Origin of the sequence: Citrobacter sp. Cb004, assembly GCF_030337065.1 — a bacterium.
GTDB classification, from domain to species: Bacteria; Pseudomonadota; Gammaproteobacteria; order Enterobacterales; family Enterobacteriaceae; genus Citrobacter; species Citrobacter braakii.
Genome location: NZ_JAOWCH010000055.1, coordinates 66,105 through 87,204 on the forward strand (window position 1 = coordinate 66,105; position 21,100 = coordinate 87,204).

A 21,100-nucleotide genomic window follows, 5' to 3' on the forward strand; every position below is an offset into this window, starting at 1 on the left:
TCAGTTCCGAGCTGTTTCTTGCATGGTGTATTTTTATTTCTGCCAGTCTCTGGCTGGCATGTTATTGTCTGGAATAATGAGAGAGCAAAATGGATGAAAGCGTAATACCTCAAAATTGCATTAACTCGAAAGATAAAAATATATTTGTTCCAGGAAAACAGACGCTGGCATTAATGGTGACATTAGCGGCATTTCCTGCGATTGCTGAAGACGTTACGGGAAACTATCAAAGCTATTTTCAGGATGAATCAGACACCAACAGAACGAATGTATCACCAGTCAATAAAGGCAATGAACAATTGTCCCTTAGCGCTTCATCTTCTCCGGTTGCTGCAGGTCAAAAGCCTGAACTCACTACGTCGTCAGAGCCCGTGACGTTATCCGCGCCAACGAAGAATAAAAAAGCTGAAGTGAAAGAGAGTCATAAAGTGGATAACCCCGAAGACGTCAGTCTGTTGCGTTTAAGGCAGGAAGATCCGCCGGTTCACTGGAACAGTATCGGTCGTAATATGGAAGTCGGTGGCCTGCATGGGAACATCGGGTCTCAGATAGAAATTGACGATGTTCGCTGGAGTAATAATAAGAAAAACAGCGGCAAGTTCAAGCTCGCCACCATACAGGCTTTTTTAAGGCACGATGAATTACCTAACTGGTATTTTGGTTTCTGGAATGCTAGAGAAGACAGTTATAAAGGACAATTCAGTAATCAGGACTACAAAGGCACCAATACTATCAATGAACTTTTTGTGGGACATATTTTTGAAACCTGGCGAGGTAATATCGGTACGGAAGTCATGGTCGGTTCCGAAACGGCAACGAAACGCTGGAAAAACCGGTTCAAGGTCTGGCAGGACCTGCGACTGTCCAACAAATGGAGCCTGGCCGGATACGCTTATGGCGAATATCAGCCTCAGGGTAACGAACCGGGGAATGGCGATCTGGAACAGTATATATTCGAAATTGAGCCAGCCATTCAATACCGCGTAAATCCGGATCTCGGACTCTATTTGCGGCCCTATTATTACTATAACCGTCAAGAGCGTCAAAGCTGGGGCGATATTGTAGAAGAGGAATGGAAAGTCACGGCCGGGCTCTGGCGTAACTGGTATCCGTTATTAACCTCGCTGTATGTTGGATTTGGCCAGGACAAAATAGATAACGCCAGTAATGCCAGTGAAGTTTTCTATTACGGCCGGTATAAATTTATCGGCGGTACGCTGAGTTATCCAGTATTTGGTGAAGTGCGATTATACGGTGAATTCAAAGCACAATTTACGAAAGAAACCGGGCTCTGGACATCGACCGGCCACTCATGGAATCCGTTTACTGTTGTTGGCGTGAATTATAACTTCTGACATTCAGGTGTAGCATGAAAAAATTAACATTAGTGGCATCCGTCGCTCTGCTTGCGCTTTCGCTTGGTAATACTCCGGCCTGGTCGCAGCCTTCGAAAGAAACATTACAGAATAAAAGTATCACCCATATTAATGGCTTTTTCCCGCGGGTTGAAGGTTCATTCGTGGGCGACCCCATGCCCGTTTTTAACGATGGCAAATTTGATATTTATTATCTTAATGACGTCCGCGGCGGCAGCGATCTGGGGGTACATGCTTTTCATCTCTTGTCGAGTGCCAACTTGTATGATTATCAGAACCATTCCGAAGTGATCCCCTACGTTAACGACGTTGACGATCCTGAACTGTTATTGGGAACCGGTTCGATTATTAAAGTCGGCGATACCTGGCATGCCTGGTACACCGCACACAATGAAAATGTGTTCCCGGTTGAGTCTATTATGCACGCGACCAGTAAGGACCGCCTTCACTGGATGAAACACCCGCAGGACACCATTTTACCCGGCGGTAACTATCGGGGTAATGATTTCCGGGACCCTCACGTTGTTTGGGTAGAGGAAAAGAAAGAATACTGGATGTTAATTACCACGCGCAGTAACGGTCGTGGCGTTATTGCCCGATACAGTTCAACGGATTTAAAGCACTGGGAAGACCGCGGCGTATTTTTTGATAACGACACCATCACCAGTAATGCCAACCTCGAATGCCCGACACTGGTTTACTTCAACGGACGCTGGTATCTCAGCTTTAGCGACCAATGGCCGTTACGCCTGACACAATACCGGGTTGCGGACAATCCGGATGGGCCGTGGCGAAAACTGGACAATTATGTGGTTGATGGCTCGGGTTTTTACGCGGGTAAACTGGTGCTCAAAAACGATCGGCTGTTTGTTTTCGGCTGGATCCCGACGAAAGCCGGGAACAGTGACAGCGGCAACATTGACTGGGCAGGAAATCTGGTTGCGCATGAGCTTACTGCAGATGACCAGGGCCAGCTCAACAGTATCCTCCCCCAGGAGCTTCAGAAGGTCATCAGTGAGAATCCTGGTCCGGAGATCACTTTAACGAGCACTAAAACGCTTAAAACGGCCACGTCGTTCGGCCCCTTACAGTCGGCGCTGTACCCGGCCTTACCTGAACGCGGTGAGTTGAGTGCAACCATCGACGTTCCTTCCGCCGGAATGGTGATGAGCTTTGGTCTGACCGGCGACAGAGTCAGTGATGCGATGCTTAACGTTGTGTTCAATAAGAGCAAAGGAAAAGTCTATTTTTTCAACGCGCCGCTCGCGTCGATTCATCAGGCTAACGCGGAATCCTGGGTGGATGTTCCGATTGGGGAAAATATTGAGTTACGCGTTCTCATTCAAAACTCAATTGCTGTCTTTTATATAAACAATAAAGCGGCATTCAGTACCCGGATGTATTCCATGCAGGAGAAGCCGTGGAGTATTAGCCTGCCTCAAAACGACAATTTTCACGCGACGTTGAAAATAAAAGAAATGATCTAACGGGATATTATTATGAAAAACTATCATGCCCTGTCTGTTATTTTTGCTCTCCTGTTTCCCGCGCTGGCGAATGCGAGCATGAGCATCATGAAGGATCCGTCGGGAAAGGTTGTTGCCGTGGACCCGTGGTCCTATCTGGACGAAGAGGTTATGTGGACCTCAGCCCGCTCCTCCAATCCTGCTGGTGGCCGCGTTCATGGCCAACTGAAAATGAAATATGCCATTGAGGATAATAACTGGCGCAACAGCCATTTCCACAACGGGAATGATTCGCTGACGTTTGTGCAGGGGGTGATGCGGCACGATGCATTACCCGGGTGGTATTTGGCTTTCTCTGAAGGCAGAACCACCAACTATAACGGAACATGGGAGGATCAGTCTTACCTCAGCCAAAACCAGTGGACTCAGTTGATTATCGGGCATGAATATTTTTACAAACGTCTGCGCTATGGCTGGGATGTGATGGGCGGAAGCGCATCAATTGAGGACCGTTGGCAAGGACGCATTAAGTTCTTTACCGATCTGCGTGTTACGGACAATTTCTCATTCTTTAACTATCTGTATCAGCAAATCGATCACCGCCGCAGCGGTGGGTCGCAAAATGACCGTGATGTGCGCTCATTTCAGATTGAGCCTGGCGTGCAATATATTATTAATAACACCACCGGCATCTGGTTCCGCCAGCAATTCGCGTCTGCCATTTTAGACAGGGCGCAGTGGGGCGATATAGACGAAAAAAGCTGGACCACGTCAGTCGGCGTCTGGCGCAACTGGGGGAAATTATCCACAACGCTCAGCAGCGGGTATGGCCATTATAAGAAATACAATGCACGGCCTGAAGATGGCGAAGTTTTCCAGAATACCCGCAATCGCTTCCTGAAGGTATCGGCGAATTATCCTTTGACCTCTCGTTTTACCGTGTCCGGAGAGGTGACTGGCTCGTTGATAAAACAAGACGGAAGCTGGGTCACTCACGGTGAAGCTATTACCACCGAATATAAACTGATGCTGGATTATAACTTTTAAACCGTACGCCTGGATAATCCATGGCACCTGAACACGCTTAAGCGCTATTAATAAATGACCTTCCCGCAGGTCGCGTTTAAAAAATAAGTTAATTATTATTGAGGAAATGTCATGAAAATCTGGACTCTTGGCGATGCAGTGGTGGATCTTCTACCGCTTTCAGACATGCAATATCAAGCTTGCGCAGGAGGAGCCCCGTTCAATGTGGCAATTGGTTCTGCGCGTTTGGGCTGCCAGAGTGGTTTTATTGGCCGGGTCGGTGATGATGACTTTGGTCATTTCCTGAAAAAAACGCTGTCTGACTCAGGTGTCTCAACCGAAAGTCTCCAGTTGGATAATCAGCACAAAACCAGCACGGTATTGGTCTCTCTGGGTTGCTCTGGGGAGCGGGGATTTACATTTTTAACCGACCCCTCCGCGGATCAATTTTTAACGCCCGATGCGCTTCCTGACTTTAGCGACGATATTCTGCATTTCTGTTCTCTGGCCCTGGTTGCCAAAACGTGTCGTGAAACATTAGTCACCGCCATCAGCCACGTAAAACAGCATGGGGGATTACTGAGTTTCGATGTCAATTTACGAGAGCAAATGTGGCTCGATAAGCATGAAATGGTCGAGACAGTGCGTCATTTCTCCTCACAGGTCGACATTCTTAAACTCTCGGAAGAAGAATGGTACTGGATAACAGGTACGCATGATTTTTCCTTGGCGCTTGACAGCCTTAAGGCGCTTCCTGCGCAACTGAAAGTCGTGACCTACGGGGCGCAGGGGGCCATGGTGCTATGGCGCGATAGCGTCATACATTTCAACGGTTATACCGTCGACAGTGTTGATACGACTGGGGCTGGCGACGCGTTTGTAGCAGGTTTGCTGGCCTGGATTGCACATAGTGGGATGCCGCAGAGCGTTGAACAGCTTCGCCAGTCGATTGCTCAGGCCAGTGCCTGTGGTGCCCTCGCGACAACGTGCAAAGGGGCACTGACCGCACTGCCGGATACCAACGCGCTCAATGCTTTCATTACTCAATTTTCTCTACCTGACTTCGAGGTGAAAAAACTCTAAAAATGATAGCTGCAGGTTAAGGGCTCATGTTGGTGGCAATAAGACGTTAGTTCACAGCTCCAGAGTACGTCTGACTAGGTTCCTGATGCAAAAACAGAAACAACTGCAGGAATTGCGGCAACAACACCAATTTTTTCATTAGTATTAACCCATGACGTGTCAGATAATTTATTAGACAGGATAAAACTTAACAAATGCTTATCCGGATAACGCTGATTAGGGGGGAACAAATACTTCGGACAGTTCGCGAAAGAACTTACTCTCGATGTTTTGTATAGTGTTCTTTCCAATGTCAGTATTCCTAAAACATTAATATTTTATCTGGCATTTCTTCAACAATTTGTTGGCGATGGAGGTGACGATCCCGTTGTTAAGATGTTAGCCGTGGGGCGTATTCGCCATGTTAACTTTTTTAGTTACGCCACTGATTTACGCTCATGTAAACCCCTGCGTAATATTTGATTTTGATATGGAAACAAGGTTACCGAACGAGGTGGTTACCTAAAAGTTGGCAATTATCGCTCCCTTATCGGGGCCGCACGTTTACGGACCGTAAGTAACGAAGTCTGATGCAAATGTCAGATTGTATGCGTCCCTTCCAACTGCTCCTGCTTGCGAAACGCGCTGGGCGATAACCCAACCGCGCGATGAAAATCCCGCGAGAAGTGCAGCGGATCGTTATATCCCACCTGAACCGCAATTCGGCTGATACTTTCCTGGGTTTCGACCAATAATCGCCGAGCCTGAGACAGCCGGTAATTCTTGAGCCATTTCAATGGGCTCTGGTTAAACGTGGCCTGGAACAAGCGAAACAGCTGTGACTTACTTACCTGACAATAGTGCATAAATTTCTCGATATTCCAGTCATCGTTGTAGTGGCTGTGAATCTGATACAGCAGCTTGCCCAGCCCGCGATGGGTGATTACCTGCGACTGCGCGGCTTCGTAGCTGCGATTTTCCAGCAGGGTAAATATCAGTTGGCTGCACAGCATATCGCAGTGCGCATCGGCCACCAGGGTGTAGCTGTTCATCAGATCAAAAATATGGTGATAAATTTCAACGATCTTTTCCGGCTGCTCGAACTGGAAAACCGGACGTTGAGGTACGTCCATTATCTGCATGATATTGTTAAGTTTTGAACCCTCTATCCGCAGCCAGAGGATTTCCCACGGAGACTGTTTGTCGGGGTAATGCTCATGCGGCCAGCGCACCGGCAACCAGGCGAGTTGCCCTTCCCGCACCGGATAATGCCGGTCTTCAATGCGAATAAACCCTGCTCCGCGCAGGCAAAACAGCAGCTCGTGGCCTACCACCGACTGGCGATGAACGTGGAAATCTGCGGCGGCTTCAATATGCCCGGCGCGTAAGATCCGGTAGTTCATCAGGGTGGAAAACTCGTCGGAACCCCGATACCAGTTGGCGATCGCGCGGGTGTGTTGTTTTTGCTTTGACATAGCTGCCTGGTTTGTTATCTGACCGTTTCGCCCGCTATGGTGGCATTTTTCGCCGTCCAGTACTCAGTTGATTGTGACTAATTTTTGAGCTTGCTCACATTTCCGTTGACATGGAAATTTCATCCATGTTTGAGAGAATTCTGCCTATCACGCTTAGTCGCCATCCTGCCTACAGTAACGACATATTCACTGCGCACTTAAAGGTTTTTTACTTACCAGACAGGAGCTGTCCATGATTGATTTTAACGATCCGCGCCAGATCGCCAGGGCGATTCAGTACACCAACGTCAACCCGGATTTGACGCGCGAAGGGGTGATTCAACATCTGGAAACCTGCATGCAGTATCAATTTGATGCCGCCATGATTGCACCCTGCTGGGTTTCCCTTGCCAAAGAAATGCTGAAAGGTAGCGGCGTGCGGGTGGCGACCACAGTCAATTTCCCGATGGCCAACGACACCACGGCGATGAAAATAGCGGTGGTACGCGAGCTGGCGAAAGAGGGGGCCGATGAGTTCGACTTCCCGCCAAACCCTGGCTATCTGTTGGGCGGCCAGGAAGATCTCTATTTCAACGAGCTGAAAAGCGTGGTCCATGTGGCCCATGACCTGGGGATGAAAGTCAAAGCCATGCTGGAGTTTGGTTTCATCACCGAAGAGGCGCTGAAAATCAAAGCCACCCGTTATGCCTTTGAAGCCGGTATTGATTGGGTGAAACAGTCCAGCGGCTGGGGCAAGGGCGGTTGCGAAGCGACGGTAGAAGATGTCCGACTTCTCAAAGCCAATATTCAGTTACCGTGTCGGGTAAAAGTATCAGGTAAGGTCAATACCCTGGAAAAAATGAAAGCGATGTTCGAAGCTGGGGCCGAACTGGTCGGCACCAGTTCCGGGCCGGAACTGGTTAAAGGTCTGACCGGGGATATCAACGCCTATTAATGTGCTGCCGCCGCAAGCGTAATTGCGGCGGCGCAGCGTTGTGCCACTTTCAGTCGAAAAGGGGAATTACTAATGAGTATTTTTATCTTTGGCAGTTATGCCAAAGCGCTGGTCATGACGGCAGATCGCATCCCCATGGTGGGCGAAACGTTAATCGGCGACGATTTTCGCCAGACTTGGGGCGGAAAAGGCTCGGATATGGCGGTGCAGGCGGCTCGGCTCGGGGCAAAAGTGGCCTATGCCGGGGTGGTGGGCGATGACACCTTCGGCCATGAATTTGTGACCCTGATGCGCGACGAAGGCGTCAATATCGATGCGTTAACCTTAACCCCAGAATTACCCACCGGAGCGGGCCTTATTATCAAAGATAATCAGGCTCGTAATGTAATTGTGGTGGATATGGGGGCCAATAAACTGTTCAGCCCGGCGCACGTGGATGAGGCAAAGGCGCTGATCGAGCAGAGCCGCGTGGCGCTCGCGCAGTTGGAGATCCCGTTGGAGACCGCGCTCTATGGCCTGAATCTCGCTAAGCAGCTCGGCAACATCACCATTCTCAATCCCGCCCCGGCCAGGGACTTACGCGGCGTAAACCTCAGCCATATCGATTACCTGACGCCAAACGAAACCGAAGCCCGCGTGGTGCTTGGGCTGGCTCCCGACGATACTCGCAGCAACCGGGAAATTGCTGATTTACTGCTGGAGACCGGCTGCCGATATGTGGTGATGACGCTTGGCGAAGCGGGCAGCGCGGTGTTCAGTCGCACCGATACCCTGGAAATCCCGTCCTGCAAAGTGGACGTGGTAGACAGCAACGGCGCGGGAGACAGCTTCAACGCTGGATTAGCTGTCGCGCTCAGTGAAGGGCAGTCCGTCGATAAAGCGGCATTTTTCGCCAATGCCACCGCTGCATTGTGCTGCTGCGACTGGGAAACCGTGCCCTCCTACAAAACGCGTCAAGAAGTCGAACAATTTCTCGGTTGTTAATTATAAAAACTCAATTCGGAGAGATAACCATGAGACCTGAACGTATCCTACATCCCCAACTCGCGGCGGCGCTGTCCACCCTCGGTCATACCGATATTATCTTGGTGACCGACGCTGGTTTCCCTATTCCGCCAAACGCGAATCGCATCGACCTTGGTTTCTGGCCGGGTATTCCCGACGTAACCGATATTCTGCGTGTGCTGCGCCATGAAGTGTTTATCGAAGATATTAAATTTGCTCGCGAAGTCCGCGACTGCAATGGCGATTTGTACCGCCAGGTGCAGGATATCTTTACTGGCTCCGGAACGGATTTCAGCGAAGCCAGTCATGAAGTGCTGTGCAATGAACTGGCCTACAAAGCCAAAGTCGTCATTCGCTCCGGCTCGTTTAACCCGTGGGCCAATTTCGCGCTGGTGGCCAGTACCGATCCGTTCGCATGGTTTGCCGAAGGCACTAATGTTCAGCCGCTGCCCGACTATGTGACGCGCCGCCAGCGGATTAAAGAGAATTACGTTCCGGAGCTTAACTAATCAGTCGGCTGTTGGGTAACCGCAACAGCCGAATTAATAGCGGATTATCGCAGGCACACGACAGGGCGATAGGGGCAGCTTTTCCTTTCATAGATCCCGTATCCCGGTAAGGATTGTGACGATGAAATATCCATTCTATTTGTACTTTAGTTGCTGCGTTGCCATTTTCGGCGGGATCATGTTTGGTTTTGATATCGCGATAATTGCTGGCGCTATTCCTTTTATCCAAAGTTATTTCAGCTGGAATGAACTCCAGCTTGGATGGGGCGTAAGTTCATTACTTGTAGGTTGTATTATCGGTTCATTCGGGTCGGGATACGTTACCAATAAATTTGGCCGCAAACGCGTTCTGATTGTTGCCGCGATTATATTTGGTATTTCCTGTGCGGGAACTGGCATCGCCACCAATGAGACCACATTCATCCTTAATCGTCTATTAGGCGGGATTAGTGTTGGCGCAATTTCAGTGCTTTCGCCGATGTACGTGGCGGAGATGGCCCCGGCGTCAATGCGCGGGCGGATGACCGCGGTTTACCAGTTGTGCATCATGTTGGGTATTTTGCTCTCTTATATGACCAATTATTTTCTAAAGGATTTGGAAAATAACTGGCGGCTGATGTTTATCTCCGGCGTGGTTCCCGCAGCGGTGTTTTTTATTGGACTACTGTTTATTCCGGAAAGCCCGCGCTGGCTGACCATCGGTGGACAAAAACAAAAAGCGCTGGCGATACTGCAACGGTTTTATTCGCCAGGCGAAGCACAAAGCATTACCAATGACGTAGAGAAAAATCTCGCTGCTCATCACGCAGCCAATGCCGGTGCGCTGTTTGACAGAGATTCACGCAACAGCATTGTATTAGGGTTGATTTTGGCGGTGCTGGTGCAGTTAATTGGCTGTAACGCCGCGCTAGATTATGCACCGAAGATTATGATGGCCGCCGGATTTTCTATTAGTTCAGCGCTCTATTTCAATATCTTTATGGGCGTCATCAATTTGATCGCAACCGTAATCGGTGTGGTGTTAATTGACCGGGTAGGGCGGCGGCCACTCTATTTCTATGGCTCGTTGATTATGGGCGTGTCGCTGTTTTTCCTGGGCTTCTCGTTCCATCACTCCTTGCCGGTGCTGGTGACGCTGCTCTTTTTATTTTCCTATATCGCCTGCTTTTCCGCCTGCATCGGACCGGTATTCTGGACCTTGGTCTCGGAAATGTTTCCCAATGCGATACGCAGTAAAGCCGTGGCGCTGGTTTCCTTTACCCAGTGGATATTCAATTTCCTGGTGGTCTGGCTGTTTCCTTTTACGCTGGCAACATTCGGCGGCAATAACACCTTCTATTTCTTTGCCGTGATGTGCCTGATTCAACTGGCGATTGCCAAATTTATGTTGCCGGAAACCAAAGGAAAATCGCTGGAAGAGATCGAGCAGTTCTGGCTGCAAAAACAGCGCCATGCTTCTCCGCTTGCGGACAACGCGTCGGTGAAGGGAAATACGCTGCGCTGAATATTTCCGGCGAGACGAGCTCTCGCCGCCAAACATAAACGGGGTCATTATGGATTCGTTAGAGCGCTTATTAGAGCAGGTGACACGTCCGGCGTTACCACAGCGAAAAGACTACAAAATCGGTATTATCGGCGCGGGTTTTATCGTTGAGCATTGCCATCTGGTGGCTTACCAGAAAGCGGGGTTTACGCCATATGGGATAACCTCGCTGGAAAATGCCCACAGCCAGCGACTGGCCCGGGCATTTAACATCCCTAAAACCTACGCTAGCTGGCAGGAGATGGTGTGCGATCCGAAGATCGAGATTATTGATATCGCCGTGCCGCCGCATATCCAGTTAGCGATTGTGCGTTTTATCTGCGGCAAACATTCTCCGGCGAAAAACGTGAAGGCCATTCTGTGTCAGAAACCGCTGGCGATGTCGCTGGAAGCTGGCCGCGAAATCGTCCGTCTCAGCAAAGAGAGCGGTATCCCCATCGCGGTGAACTCCAATATGCGTTACGACCCGTCGATCCGGGCGCTGAAGTACATTCTCGATAACCAACTGATCGGCACGCCGGTGCTTGCCAGCATTGATATGCGCGCTATTCCCGACTGGCAGCAGTTTCTTCAGCAGTATAAAAAGCTCGAACTGTATGCCATGGCGATCCACCATATCGATGCCTTCCGCTTCCTGTTTGGCGATCCGGTTAAAGTCACCGCTGTTTGCCGCACCGATCCGCGTACCGCTTTTGAACACACCGATGGCATCACCCAGTACACCTTCCAGTATGCCAATGGCCTGATCGCCACCAGTCTGGACGACGTCTGGGCCTGGCCGGGTGGACTCTGCGCTAAAAATAATTATATCAACTGGCGGGTGGAGGGCACCGACGGGTTGGCGGAAGGCGATTTCGGCTGGCATCGCCGTCCGCCGGAGTATTGTGGCAGCACCTTAAAACTGGCGTCACGCGAGTATCCCGAGCGCTGGATCGCCCCGCAATGGAAACGCCAGTGGTTCCCGGATGCCTTTATCGGCACCATGGCGAGCCTGCTGTGCGCTCTGGAACATGGCGCACAGCCGGAAATCAGCGCTGAGGACAACCTCGGCACGCTGGCCTGTATTGAAGCCTGTTATGCCTCTATTCAGGAAGAGCGAACCGTTTATCTCAATGAAATCCTTCAGGAGAATACAAAATGATTAACGTAGGCATCTTTACTGGTTACTACCCCTACTCCTTGGAAGAGACCATCACGAAGATTAAGCAGGCGGGGATGGGTTGCGTGCAGCTTGACCTCGAGTTTACCGATATCGATCTGAGCCGGGGGCATATCACCAAAGCGAAAGCGCACCAGGTGCGCGACGCGTTTCGCAAAGCCAATCTGCCTATCGTCGCTATTTCGGCGTATACAAACCTTGTGCATCCGGAACCGGTGAAGCGTGCCGAGAATATCGCAGCGGTGAAAGAGATCCTCGCTCATGCGCGGGACTTCGGTACGCCGTATGTGATCAGCGAAACTGGCACTTATAACCTCGATAGCGACTGGTTGTACGATCCGCAAAACAGCACTGAAGAGGCGTATCAGGAATTTAAAGCCATCGCCCGCGATTTGGCTGCTTTTGCTTACGATCACGGCGCGGTATTCCTGGTGGAAAACTACGTGAACAACATTATCGGCTCGGTCAGCCAGGTGGCGCGACTGATGCGCGATATCGATCACCCCGGCCTGGGGCTGGCGCTGGATCCGACCAACTATTTTGATGATAAAAATATCGACGCCATTGATGAAACACTGCACAGCATCTTCAATGTACTGGATAGCAAAATTAAAATTGCCCATGCCAAAGATTGTAAGAAAACCGACGTGGTGATTGAGAAATTCGGGGACGGCGCAGCGGAGCATAACAGCTTCCGTGGAGCCGGTTTGGTGGAGCTGCCCGCAGCAGGGCTAGGGGTGCTTAACTATTTGCTGTATGTGGAGCTGCTCGCGAAAAACCACCCAAATATTCCGCTGATCATTGAACACGTCGACGAGTCGGATATTCCGCGCGCCAAAAACTTTGTAGATGATATGTTGATGGTGACCGGGGCGTAATTCCTAATGTGAATCAGGCATTCCGCGGAACAGGGGGATGCCTGCGTTAACTGACGTAAAACTCACCACTTAAATCATAAGTCCATTGCAGCACCACTCTGCGGTTTATAGATAAGCTTGGTGCCAACCAGGGGTTGGGTGCAGCCATGCTGCTTTTGTGTGAACGAATAAAGACTCCCCGAATAAACAGGGGAGCCCGGAAGCGTAACGCACGCGCAGGGCTATTTCTGCCGTGACTCAAGCCAGACCAGCGCCAGCGTGGAGAGCGTGCACATCAGCAGAATGCCGACAAACCAAAACAGATACCACATCGTACAGTCCTCCCTAATAAAGTTCGTGGTTGTGGCGGCGGATGGTTTCTACGTTGATTCGTCCCAGCATCTTGTAATAACTCCACAAGGTATAAAGCAGAACTATCGGTAGGAAAATCAGCACGATAATCAGCATGATATTGAGCGTCATCTGGCTGGAGGTACTGTCCCACACCGTCAGGCTAGAGAGTGGATATGCGCTGGATGGCATCACAAATGGAAACAGGGTGATTCCAGCGGTGAAGATCACGCAGGTCTGGGTCAATGAAGCAAACAGAAATCCCCACACGGCCCGACGTTGCCCGCAGGCATAGATCGCGAGCATTGGAAAAATCATGCCCAACAGCGGAATAACCAACAGTAGTGGTGAATTTTCAAAGTGCGCCATCCACGCGCCCGGTGCGGTCGTTACTGCCTTTAATAGCGGGTTGGACGGACCATTAGGATCCTGGCTAAGCAGCACATAGCCATCGATCCCCGTCCACAGCCAGTACCCGGCTAACAGGAAGCAGAGCACCACTAACATCGCGCTGCGGCGGGTGGCAGACAGCGCGCGCAGGTGAAGAAGGCCGTCGGTTTTCAACTGGAGCCACACGCCCCCCTGCATAATGACCAACATCAGGCTTAATGCGCCGCACAGTAGGGCAAAAGGAGAGAGCAATTCCCAGAAAGTGCCCAGGTATTGCACATGTAATTGTGGTGTGAACACCAAAGGCACCCCCAGGAACAGATTGCCGAAGGCGATGCCGAAGATAACCGGTGGCACCAGGCTGCCGATAACCAACCCGGTGTCCCACATGGCGCGCCAGCGTGCATTCGCTATTTTACCGCGATAATCAAAGGCCAATGGACGAAAGAAAAGGGCGCACAGCACCAGAATCATCGCCACATAAAACCCCGAAAATGCGGCAGCATAGACGCGCGGCCAGGCTGCGAATAATGCACCGCCCGCCAGAATGAGCCACACCTGGTTACCTTCCCAGTGCGCCCCGACGCTATTGATTAACACCCGACGTTCATCATCGTTGCGCGCGATCAGCGGTAACAGGCAGCCGACCCCCATATCAAACCCGTCAGTGACCATAAAGGCCACCAGAATAATGCCAATCAGCAGCCACCAAATGAGCCGCAACGTTTCATAATCCAACATGATGCTCTCCTTTATACCTGTTGTTGTGCCGGTTGTTGACGTTGCATCGCATCTGGACCAAGACGCGCGTATTTTTGCATCAGGTAGACTTCGGCAATTAAAAACAGGGTGTAAAGCGTGAGGATTAGCCCCATGGAGAAGGCCAGTTGGCCCGCGCTCAGCGCAGAGTGGGCGTACCAGGTCGGCAAAATATCCTGAATCGCCCACGGCTGGCGGCCAAACTCCGTCATAAACCAGCCTGCTTCAATGGCAATCCACGGTAGCGGTAGGCTCCACAGCGTTATGTGCAGTAACCAGCGATGCTGGTCGATACGCCAGCGTAAGGTCTGTATCAGCGCAATCGCCATCACCAGCAGCAGAAGGGAACCGCATCCAATCATGATGCGAAAGCTCCAGAACACGGGGGCGACTTGCGGAATAGCGCCGCGTTGTGCGGCCTGATATTGCGCTGGCGTGACATGGTTCATGTCTGGGGCGTAGTTTGCCAACAGGATGCCGTAACCCAGATCTTTTTCCACGGCGTGAAAAGCGTGCAGTAGCTGAGGCGTGCGGTTACCTTTGGCGATTTCCTGCATCAGCAACCATGCTTCCCGACCCCGCTGCAGGCGGGGTAGCGCATCTGCCATCAGGTTCTTCAGCCCCGGAACTGGCGTATCTAAAGAGTGAGTCGCCAGGATACCCAGCAGGGCCGGTATCTTCACGGAAAAGGCGTTACGCTCTTGCTCCTGCTGCGGCCAGGCTATCACATGAAAGGGCGCAGGAGCCGGTTCGGTTTGCCATTCCCCTTCCATTGCCGCCAGTTTTACCGGCTGGCGTTGGGCGACCTCATAGGCTGAGCTATCTCCCAGTTGCAGAGTGCCGAGGATAGCCAGTGTGCCAAAGACGGAACCTACCGCGAAGGAGCGCAGGGCGAACTCGCGAGCGCGACCACGCAGCAGATACCAGGCGCTGATGGACATCACAAACATGGCGCCTGTGACATAACCGGACATCACGGTATGCACAAATTTCACCTGGCTGATGGGGTTAAAAACCAGCGCGCTAAAGCTGCTCATCTCCATGCGCAAGGTATCAATATTAAAGTGAGCGCCCGTTGGATATTGCATCCAGCCGTTGGCGTTGAGGATCCACAGGGCCGAGATATTGGAGCCAAACGCTACCAGCCAGGTCACCAGTAAATGCTGGTACTTGTTTAAGCGCTGCCAGCCGAAGAAGAACAGCCCCACGAATGTGGATTCAAGAAAGAAAGCCATCAAGGCTTCCATCGCCAGCGGAGCACCGAAAATATCGCCCACATAGTTGGAATAGAGCGACCAGTTAGTCCCGAACTGAAACTCCATGGTCAGGCCGGTCGCCACACCGAGCGCAAAGTTAATACCGAATAACTTTCCCCAGAAACGCGTCATGTCGCGGTAGACTGTTTTGCCCGTCACCACGAACAGGGTTTCCATGATGGCCAGCAAAAAAATCAGCCCCAGCGTCAGGGGAACAAACAGAAAATGGTACAGCGCGGTCAGCGCAAACTGCCAGCGCGATAAGTCAATGACGTCCCACATGCGAACTCCATCAGGCATTAGAGAGTGAATAGATAAGGAAGAAAACGCCAGACCCGCAGCAGAAAAGTATGCGGGTCGGGAGAAGGGGATCAGGCCGGCGGGCCGGATGCCAGCCAGCTACAGACTTCATCCAGGCGCTGGAGCGAGTCGAGCAGATCCTCCGGAGCAGCCAGTACCAGTTCCGGTAATGGACAGATCTCATAACTCTCGAGCAGAAGTCCTTTCAGGGTATCCAGACAGCGCACATGCCAGACATGGCGCAGCGCCGTGGCGTCGATTTGGCTCTCGCCGTAGCCGATGGTGCGGATCTGAATGCGCCCTTCGCCACACAGGCGGGAGAGGAACTGGCGATCCGCATCGCTAACCGGGAGTTGGGTGAGGTTAATGCTATGAGGTTGCGTGGCCAGATCGCGCACGTGCGCCAGCAGTTCCTGAGCCAGCGTCAGGCCATTCATCAACCCATCGACGGGCGGAGGCAACAGGCTATCGTCTGGCAGCGTCGTGATTGTTGCTGCCTGCCACAGCGCCCGTGGCGCGCTGCCTGCCTCCAGATGCTCCTCCCATTGACCCAAGTCATTCTGGCAACGTACCCGCCAGATTCCGCAGAAAATAGACTCCTGAATCTCGCTCGCCCTGCCGTCGGCCTGCTGGATACGCACGGAAACTTCGCCTTCGCCGAGCAGCGTATTCAAAAACGTGAGGTCGTCTGCGTTGAGCGTGGATAAATCCCACCCCAGCACGTCCTGTTTTACGGGGATTTTCTGGCTAAGCTGGTGGCGCACATCGGCTAACAATGCCATCACCGCCGGGCTGTGCGGACAGTTTTCCAGCCTCGCCATGCTGGGGCTGCTGTTGACCTGGCAGGTGAGGGGCAAGGGATTCATGCTGAAGCTGTCATCGCCCGGCTGGGTTCCCGGTCCCAGCAGATGAAAAAAGGTATCACTCATCTTGCAGGCTCCGGGGGATACGTTCTTCAACGAGGGGGCGCATCAGGTTGAGCAGGTCGGCCCACGGGTGGATGCCGCTGAGAATGCCGCGCAGCTCGCCGTGGATAAATACCAGCGTGGCCGGGAAGCGGAATACGCCAAAACGATCGCCGATAGCCTCGCTGTGCTCGAGATCCGTCATAGCGATTTGCCAGTCAAACTGGGGAAACTCGCGGAGCAACTCGGCAATCATTACCGGGTTATCGCTGACTTCTGGCGTGCGGCGGGGATCGCTGCTGAGCAGCACCACGCCATCACGCACACGCGTTACCCAGTCATTCAGTTCAGATGCGGTCAGCGGTTGCCAGCCGCGCGCCAGCATGCGTTGCCATAGCACGGAAAATGGGTTGTCATTCAACATGTTGCTTATCTCTCCAGCGTTACACGATACTGGCGAATACGCACGCCTTCATAGTTTTCCAGCGACAGGCATTCATAGTTCAGGCAACGCGTTTCATCGATTGTCTGTGGCGCGATGCCCCACGCGGCCAGTTGCCTTAGCGCGGCTTGTTCTGCCGCCGGGAGCTGAGCGCGCGCGATGTCGGTCAGGCTGCCGCCATAGTCGTCCAGCTGCACCGGCTGTAGCCCTACGAGGGCGATGTGGGCGGGCAGATGACCGCGAATCTCCGCCAGAGCAAGCACTTCGGAGAAGCTGTTCTGATGCAGACTCATTTTTTTGGCGCTGAGGTAACTGGGGACTTGTTCACCGGCGTAGGATTGCAAAGTGCCTGGCGCGAGTCCGTAGTCGATAGCGTCCAGCAGCAACAAATGGCTGGCCTGCTCAACGTAGCCCAGCAGATTCAGCCCTTGCGTGCCGCCGTCGACAATCTCTACCCATTCTGGCCAGTGATAGTGGGCGTACAGGCGCTCGGCGACGCGAATGCCAAATCCTTCATCTGCCCACAGCAGGTTGCCTAAGCCCATCACGATGACGTTAGGTTCGCTCATGACGCCCCCTTATCGTGCTGGCGTTTGGCAAATTTGTGGCTACGATAGCCGTTGATCATGGTTGAGATGACGGTATCGTCAGACATGATGTCCTCGCGGATAGCCATATACACATGACCGATGATGAAGGCGGCGATGAACCACATCCCCAACCGATGCCAGCTGTGGATATCGAGAGAGTTACCGCCGGTCCAGTAGAAAAACTCCGTCACATAGTGGAAGGGGGTAAAAATGGCGTACTGGCTATGCTCGCTGTATAAGGCAAAACCGGTGAGGATCATAAAAACTGAGAGCAGGAAATAACCGAACATCGCCGCCTGCGCGACGGGGTTATGGCCGATATCTTCTCCCGGTTTTTTTTCCAGAAACAGATACCAGCGCACCACCGAAAAGGCACCCTGCCACCAACTGCGACGCCAGACCGGCACGATAAACAGCTCGCGTGAATAGCGATTGCCGACGAAGGCCCAGTAAATGCGACCCAGCAGTATCACCGTAAACACCATGGCTGCGGCGAAATGCACTAACCGGATGTCGCCCATGTAGAACAGGTAAGTGGCTTCGCCGTTGACCGACGGCAGTGGTCGGCCAATGAAGTATCCGGTTACCATCAAAACCAACATGCAGCCCACTGTCAGCCAGTGCCACAAGCGTACGGGCGCTTCAAACACATAGTGGCTGACGGCGGTATCACGCGCCTCCCCGACGCGTGGGGATATCTTTCCAGTCATCGTTCCGTTCCTTAACGCTTAGCGAACCTGGACTGCGATAAGTTCGCTGCCGTCGTCGCCGAGGACGTGGGTTGAACATGCCAGGCAGGGGTCGAAGCTGTGCAAGGTACGCAGGATCTCCAGTGGTTGATCCGGTATCGCCATTTGGGTGCCCATCAACGCCGCCTCGTAGGCGCCAATTTGCCCCTTCGGATCGCGCGGGCTGGCATTCCAGGTGGTCGGCACTACGCACTGATACACGTCGATCTTCTGGTCGCGAATCGACGCCCAGTGACCGAGTGCTCCGCGCGGCGCCTCGGTAAAACCGATCCCACGGCACTGCTGCGGCCAGCTTGCTGGCTCCCATTTTTCGGTATTCGCCGTAGCCAGATTGCCGTTTTTCAGATTGGTCATCAGCTTGTCGAAGAAATATTGCAGCTTGCTCACGGCCCACTGCGCCTCGTGCGCGCGGCACAAAATACGCCCCAGCGTCGACTGCATACCCGACAGCGGCAGTTTGAGTGCGGACATCATGCGATCGACGGATTCAATCGTGGCGGCATCCCCTTTGTGATAGGCAATCAGCGTACGCGCCAACGGTCCAACTTCCATGGCGTGTCCGCGCCAGCGCGGGGCTTTGATCCACGAGTAGCGTTCCTGTTCGTTGAGCTGCTGGATATCGGTATCGCTGCCTTTGACATCGCCGGGGTTGTACCAGGGTTCAGTAATCCCCTCGAACGGGTGACGACCTAATTGATCGTCCGGATAACGGTACCAGGCATGATCGACAAACTCCTGAATTTGCTGCTGATCGGCCAGATCCACCGGCATGACATTGTTAAAATCACCGTTAATGACCGCGCCGCCAGGCATCAACAGGCTCTTCGCGCTGAAGTCGTTGGCAATATCCGGGAACGCGCCGTAGCTTAAGACGCACTTATCAGACAGCCCGGTGCCAATCTGGCTCCAGGGTTTGTTGAACTGGCCGATAGCCAGCGCGTCAGGAACCATGACGTTGTTGATGAAGTCGGCGGTGCGGGTGATGATCGACTGTACCAGGTTAAGGCGTTCCATATCGACCGCGCCAACCGCGCCGCTCTGATCGATATTGATAGCGCATGGCATGCCGCCGACAATCCAGTTAGGATGCGGATTCTTGCCGCCAAACACCGTATGGATTTTGATAATCTCGCGCTGAAAATCGAGCGCTTCCAGATAATGGGCAAAGCCCATCAGGTTAGCCTCTGGCGACAGTTTGTACTGCGGATGTCCCCAATAACCGTTGCGGAAAATCCCCAACTGACCGCCGTCGACAAATTTCTTCAGGCGGTTTTGTACGTCAAAGAAGTAGCCCGGGGAGGACATAGGCCAGGCAGAAAGGCTTTGTGCCAACTGCGAGGTTGCGCGCGGGTCGGCTTTCAGGGCATTCAGAACGTCAATCCAGTCCATTCCGGCTAGCTGGTAAAAGTGGACCAGGTGGTCGTGGCACCACAACGTCGCCAGCATAATATTGCGAATGATGTTGGCGTTATCGGGCACCTTGATGCCAATGGCATCTTCAATGGCATAGACCGATGCGAGCGCATGTACGCCAGTGCACACCCCGCAAATTCGTTCGACAAACGCCCAGGCATCGCGCGGGTCGCGCCCTTGCAGAATAATTTCCAGTCCACGGAACATGGTGCCGCAGGACACCGCGTTGGTGATGATGTTCTGCTCATCAATGTTCACCTCACAACGCATATGCCCTTCAATGCGCGTAATGGGGTCGACAACCAGGCGGCGGCCGGCATTATTGACCGTATATCCCTGGGTTTGATACGAATTGCTCATGCCTGTTTATCCTCATTGTCTGGCGACTGTTGTCCGGCGTCGGCTAATTGCTGTTTGTGGCGGTTATGTTGATTGACGGCGCTGGCGACTGCGTGGACACCGACGCTGGCGGCCACCACGCCAAGCGCGCTGAGGCCCACGGTATCGGCGGTTGAATGCGTCCCCATCTGCGGGATATCGACCACGCGGCTGTAGAACGAACCGCGATCCCAGAAGCCATTCTCCGAACATCCCAGACACCCATGACCGGACTGGATGGGGAAAGAAACGCCGCCATTCCAGCGGGTGGTGGAGCAGGCGTTATAAGTGGTAGGCCCTTTGCAGCCCATTTTGTACAGACAATAGCCTTTTCGGGCAGCGTCATCGTCCCAACTCTCAACGAACTCCCCGGCGTCAAAGTGGGCGCGGCGGTAGCATTTGTCGTGAATACGCTGACCATAGAACATCAGCGGACGCCCCAAACGATCGAGTTCAGGCAGACGATCAAACGTCACCATATAGGTAATGATGGCGCTCATGACATCCGGAATCGGCGGGCAGCCGGGCACTTTCACGATTGGCTTATCGGTGATCACCTTATCGATCGGCGTTGCCTGGGTTGGATTAGGCCGGGCGGCCTGCACGCAGCCCCAGGAGGCACAGGTTCCCCAGGCGATAATCGCACTGGCGCCTGCCGCGGCTCTTTTTAGCTTTTCAATAAACGGTCGCCCGCCGCTGATGCAGAACATTCCTTGTTCACCCAGCGGAGGATTGCCCTCGACGGCCAGAATGTATCGGCCGTGGTAGCGGCTCAGAATGTCTTCAAATACCTCTTCGGCCTGCGTTCCGGCGGCGGCCATCAGGGTGTCGTCGTAATCAAGAGAAATCAGGGAGAGGATGACGTCTTTGGCGAGTGGGTGAGAGGAGCGGATAAATGATTCGGTGCAACAGGTGCATTCCAGCCCGTGGATCCAGACGACCGGGATCCGGGGTTTGTTTTCCAGCGCCCAGGCTATTCTGGGCGTCATTGCGGCTCCCAGCCCAAGCGATGTTGCTGCGAGGCTGCAATATTTAAGAAAACTGCGTCGACTCACCCCTTTGCGGCGCATCGCCTGATAAAAGGTCTCCTCGTTATTCGTATTCATAACACGCGTTTCTTCCCCCGTTGAGTTCTGGCCACATCGCCAGCGATAA

At 52.8% G+C, this 21,100-nt stretch carries 20 protein-coding genes; 10 read left to right on the top strand and 10 right to left on the bottom strand.

All coding sequences use genetic code 11. The features are described from left to right. The first annotated feature begins 89 nt into the window (after positions 1-89). From OGV65_RS10990 to OGV65_RS11005, 4 genes are all read left to right on the top strand, one after another. Complete coding sequence (locus OGV65_RS10990) at positions 90-1,355, top strand: OmpG porin family protein (protein WP_286454947.1); 1,266 nt, start codon at positions 90-92, stop codon at positions 1,353-1,355. Between the two features lie 14 nt (positions 1,356-1,369). Beyond that, the gene (locus tag OGV65_RS10995; protein ID WP_286454948.1) at positions 1,370-2,863 is read left to right on the top strand and encodes a glycoside hydrolase family 32 protein; all 1,494 of its coding nucleotides are present in this window, start codon (positions 1,370-1,372) and stop codon (positions 2,861-2,863) included. Positions 2,864-2,875: 12 nt separating this feature from the next. Then, positions 2,876-3,889 carry an OmpG porin family protein gene (locus tag OGV65_RS11000; RefSeq protein ID WP_047498253.1) on the top strand — a complete coding sequence of 338 codons (1,014 nt, stop codon included), beginning with the start codon at positions 2,876-2,878 and terminating at the stop codon, positions 3,887-3,889. A gap of 111 nt (positions 3,890-4,000) precedes the next feature. Continuing rightward, a complete protein-coding gene (locus tag OGV65_RS11005) occupies positions 4,001-4,951 on the top strand; it encodes a PfkB family carbohydrate kinase (RefSeq protein WP_047498256.1) in 951 nt (316 codons plus the stop codon). 578 nt (positions 4,952-5,529) lie between these two features. Here OGV65_RS11005 and OGV65_RS11010 read toward each other — a convergent pair. Further along, positions 5,530-6,405, bottom strand: a complete 876-nt coding sequence (locus OGV65_RS11010) for a helix-turn-helix transcriptional regulator (protein ID WP_047498259.1) — start codon at positions 6,403-6,405, stop codon at positions 5,530-5,532. A 232-nt stretch (positions 6,406-6,637) separates the two neighbouring features. On the opposite strand from OGV65_RS11010, the gene deoC reads away from it, so the two are divergent. The 6 genes from deoC to OGV65_RS11040 all read left to right on the top strand — a co-directional run bounded on the left by deoC (position 6,638) and on the right by OGV65_RS11040 (position 12,433). After that, positions 6,638-7,339, top strand: coding sequence for a deoxyribose-phosphate aldolase (deoC, locus tag OGV65_RS11015; RefSeq protein WP_049281640.1), 702 nt, complete (start codon positions 6,638-6,640; stop codon positions 7,337-7,339). A 72-nt stretch (positions 7,340-7,411) separates the two neighbouring features. After that, entirely contained in the window at positions 7,412-8,323 is a 912-nt protein-coding gene (locus OGV65_RS11020) for a ribokinase (RefSeq protein WP_047498266.1), read from the top strand. A 29-nt stretch (positions 8,324-8,352) separates the two neighbouring features. Beyond that, positions 8,353-8,853, top strand: coding sequence for a D-ribose pyranase (rbsD, locus tag OGV65_RS11025; RefSeq protein ID WP_047498269.1), 501 nt, complete (start codon positions 8,353-8,355; stop codon positions 8,851-8,853). 121 nt (positions 8,854-8,974) lie between these two features. After that, a complete protein-coding gene (locus OGV65_RS11030; protein ID WP_049281639.1) occupies positions 8,975-10,357 on the top strand; it encodes a sugar porter family MFS transporter in 1,383 nt (460 codons plus the stop codon). A 49-nt stretch (positions 10,358-10,406) separates the two neighbouring features. Further along, a complete protein-coding gene (locus tag OGV65_RS11035) occupies positions 10,407-11,537 on the top strand; it encodes a Gfo/Idh/MocA family protein (RefSeq protein ID WP_049281638.1) in 1,131 nt (376 codons plus the stop codon). After that, positions 11,534-12,433: a sugar phosphate isomerase/epimerase family protein gene (locus OGV65_RS11040; RefSeq protein WP_286454949.1), complete on the top strand. Its 900-nt coding sequence runs from the start codon at positions 11,534-11,536 to the stop codon at positions 12,431-12,433. Before OGV65_RS11035 ends, OGV65_RS11040 begins: the two co-directional genes overlap by 4 nt. 221 nt (positions 12,434-12,654) lie before the next feature. Here OGV65_RS11040 and cbdX read toward each other — a convergent pair whose 3' ends face one another. The 9 genes from cbdX to hyaA form a co-directional block, all read right to left on the bottom strand. Beyond that, a complete protein-coding gene (gene cbdX / locus OGV65_RS11045; RefSeq protein ID WP_016151902.1) occupies positions 12,655-12,744 on the bottom strand; it encodes a cytochrome bd-II oxidase subunit CbdX in 90 nt (29 codons plus the stop codon). 13 nt (positions 12,745-12,757) lie between these two features. Beyond that, positions 12,758-13,894, bottom strand: coding sequence for a cytochrome d ubiquinol oxidase subunit II (gene appB / locus OGV65_RS11050; RefSeq protein ID WP_286454950.1), 1,137 nt, complete (start codon positions 13,892-13,894; stop codon positions 12,758-12,760). A gap of 11 nt (positions 13,895-13,905) precedes the next feature. Then, entirely contained in the window at positions 13,906-15,450 is a 1,545-nt protein-coding gene (appC, locus tag OGV65_RS11055) for a cytochrome bd-II oxidase subunit 1 (protein WP_286454951.1), read from the bottom strand. A gap of 89 nt (positions 15,451-15,539) precedes the next feature. Then, positions 15,540-16,397, bottom strand: coding sequence for a hydrogenase expression/formation protein (locus tag OGV65_RS11060; protein WP_153690696.1), 858 nt, complete (start codon positions 16,395-16,397; stop codon positions 15,540-15,542). Further along, positions 16,390-16,797 (bottom strand): hydrogenase-1 operon protein HyaE, encoded by a 408-nt coding sequence (gene hyaE, locus OGV65_RS11065; RefSeq protein ID WP_286454952.1) that lies wholly within the window; start codon positions 16,795-16,797, stop codon positions 16,390-16,392. Before hyaE ends, OGV65_RS11060 begins: the two co-directional genes overlap by 8 nt. Before the next feature lie 5 nt (positions 16,798-16,802). Beyond that, positions 16,803-17,384, bottom strand: a complete 582-nt coding sequence (gene hyaD / locus OGV65_RS11070; RefSeq protein ID WP_046276295.1) for a hydrogenase 1 maturation protease — start codon at positions 17,382-17,384, stop codon at positions 16,803-16,805. After that, positions 17,381-18,115, bottom strand: coding sequence for a Ni/Fe-hydrogenase b-type cytochrome subunit (gene hyaC / locus OGV65_RS11075; RefSeq protein WP_286454953.1), 735 nt, complete (start codon positions 18,113-18,115; stop codon positions 17,381-17,383). The genes hyaD and hyaC overlap by 4 nt, the downstream gene beginning before the upstream one ends. 18 nt (positions 18,116-18,133) lie before the next feature. Next, positions 18,134-19,927 carry a Ni/Fe-hydrogenase large subunit gene (hyaB, locus tag OGV65_RS11080; protein WP_016155782.1) on the bottom strand — a complete coding sequence of 598 codons (1,794 nt, stop codon included), beginning with the start codon at positions 19,925-19,927 and terminating at the stop codon, positions 18,134-18,136. Beyond that, positions 19,924-21,051: a hydrogenase 1 small subunit gene (gene hyaA / locus OGV65_RS11085; protein ID WP_200079403.1), complete on the bottom strand. Its 1,128-nt coding sequence runs from the start codon at positions 21,049-21,051 to the stop codon at positions 19,924-19,926. The genes hyaB and hyaA overlap by 4 nt, the downstream gene beginning before the upstream one ends. Between the last annotated feature and the right edge of the window lie 49 nt (positions 21,052-21,100).

Coding starts and splice junctions, on each gene's coding strand:
- OGV65_RS10990 (WP_286454947.1), top strand. CDS start 90: ATGGATGAAAGCGTAATACCTCAAAATTGCATTAACTCGAAAGATAAA.
- OGV65_RS10995 (WP_286454948.1), top strand. CDS start 1,370: ATGAAAAAATTAACATTAGTGGCATCCGTCGCTCTGCTTGCGCTTTCG.
- OGV65_RS11000 (WP_047498253.1), top strand. CDS start 2,876: ATGAAAAACTATCATGCCCTGTCTGTTATTTTTGCTCTCCTGTTTCCC.
- OGV65_RS11005 (WP_047498256.1), top strand. CDS start 4,001: ATGAAAATCTGGACTCTTGGCGATGCAGTGGTGGATCTTCTACCGCTT.
- OGV65_RS11010 (WP_047498259.1), bottom strand. CDS start 6,405: ATGTCAAAGCAAAAACAACACACCCGCGCGATCGCCAACTGGTATCGG.
- deoC (WP_049281640.1), top strand. CDS start 6,638: ATGATTGATTTTAACGATCCGCGCCAGATCGCCAGGGCGATTCAGTAC.
- OGV65_RS11020 (WP_047498266.1), top strand. CDS start 7,412: ATGAGTATTTTTATCTTTGGCAGTTATGCCAAAGCGCTGGTCATGACG.
- rbsD (WP_047498269.1), top strand. CDS start 8,353: ATGAGACCTGAACGTATCCTACATCCCCAACTCGCGGCGGCGCTGTCC.
- OGV65_RS11030 (WP_049281639.1), top strand. CDS start 8,975: ATGAAATATCCATTCTATTTGTACTTTAGTTGCTGCGTTGCCATTTTC.
- OGV65_RS11035 (WP_049281638.1), top strand. CDS start 10,407: ATGGATTCGTTAGAGCGCTTATTAGAGCAGGTGACACGTCCGGCGTTA.
- OGV65_RS11040 (WP_286454949.1), top strand. CDS start 11,534: ATGATTAACGTAGGCATCTTTACTGGTTACTACCCCTACTCCTTGGAA.
- cbdX (WP_016151902.1), bottom strand. CDS start 12,744: ATGTGGTATCTGTTTTGGTTTGTCGGCATTCTGCTGATGTGCACGCTC.
- appB (WP_286454950.1), bottom strand. CDS start 13,894: ATGTTGGATTATGAAACGTTGCGGCTCATTTGGTGGCTGCTGATTGGC.
- appC (WP_286454951.1), bottom strand. CDS start 15,450: ATGTGGGACGTCATTGACTTATCGCGCTGGCAGTTTGCGCTGACCGCG.
- OGV65_RS11060 (WP_153690696.1), bottom strand. CDS start 16,397: ATGAGTGATACCTTTTTTCATCTGCTGGGACCGGGAACCCAGCCGGGC.
- hyaE (WP_286454952.1), bottom strand. CDS start 16,797: ATGTTGAATGACAACCCATTTTCCGTGCTATGGCAACGCATGCTGGCG.
- hyaD (WP_046276295.1), bottom strand. CDS start 17,384: ATGAGCGAACCTAACGTCATCGTGATGGGCTTAGGCAACCTGCTGTGG.
- hyaC (WP_286454953.1), bottom strand. CDS start 18,115: ATGACTGGAAAGATATCCCCACGCGTCGGGGAGGCGCGTGATACCGCC.
- hyaB (WP_016155782.1), bottom strand. CDS start 19,927: ATGAGCAATTCGTATCAAACCCAGGGATATACGGTCAATAATGCCGGC.
- hyaA (WP_200079403.1), bottom strand. CDS start 21,051: ATGAATACGAATAACGAGGAGACCTTTTATCAGGCGATGCGCCGCAAA.